General features: G+C 50.5%; 1 protein-coding gene. It reads left to right on the top strand.

From position 1 onward, the window contains the following. A partial coding sequence (locus tag OI18_RS23485) for a SprB repeat-containing protein (RefSeq protein ID WP_039144840.1) occupies positions 1–428 on the top strand: 428 nt, incomplete at both ends.

Below are 428 nucleotides of genomic sequence, written 5' to 3'. Positions count from 1 at the left end.
GTAACCGTAACCGATGCAATGGGTTGTATCACTACGGCAACGGTAACGATTACTGAACCACCATTGCTTGCCGCAAGCACTACAGCAAACAACGCAGACTGCTTCGGAACTGCAACGGGGTCTGCAACAGTGAACGTGAGCGGTGGGACTGCACCTTACACTTATTCCTGGAACACCCTGCCTGTACAAACTGGTGCTACAGCAACAGGATTAACTGCTGGAACCTATACGGTAACTGTTACCGATGCTGCAGGTTGTATCACTACGGCAACGGTAACGATTACTGAACCGCCTGTACTGGCTGCCACAACAGTTGGTAATAATGTTGACTGCTTTGGAACAGCCACGGGATCTGCTACTGTGAACGTAACAGGAGGGACCGCTCCATTTACTTACAGCTGGAACACTTCACCGGTACAGACAACTGC

It is taken from the genome of Flavihumibacter solisilvae (assembly GCF_000814475.1).
GTDB classification, from domain to species: domain Bacteria; phylum Bacteroidota; class Bacteroidia; order Chitinophagales; family Chitinophagaceae; genus Flavihumibacter; species Flavihumibacter solisilvae.
The sequence above is the reverse complement of the archived record's forward strand: the minus strand, read 5'-3'. Positions and strand labels throughout refer to the sequence as shown.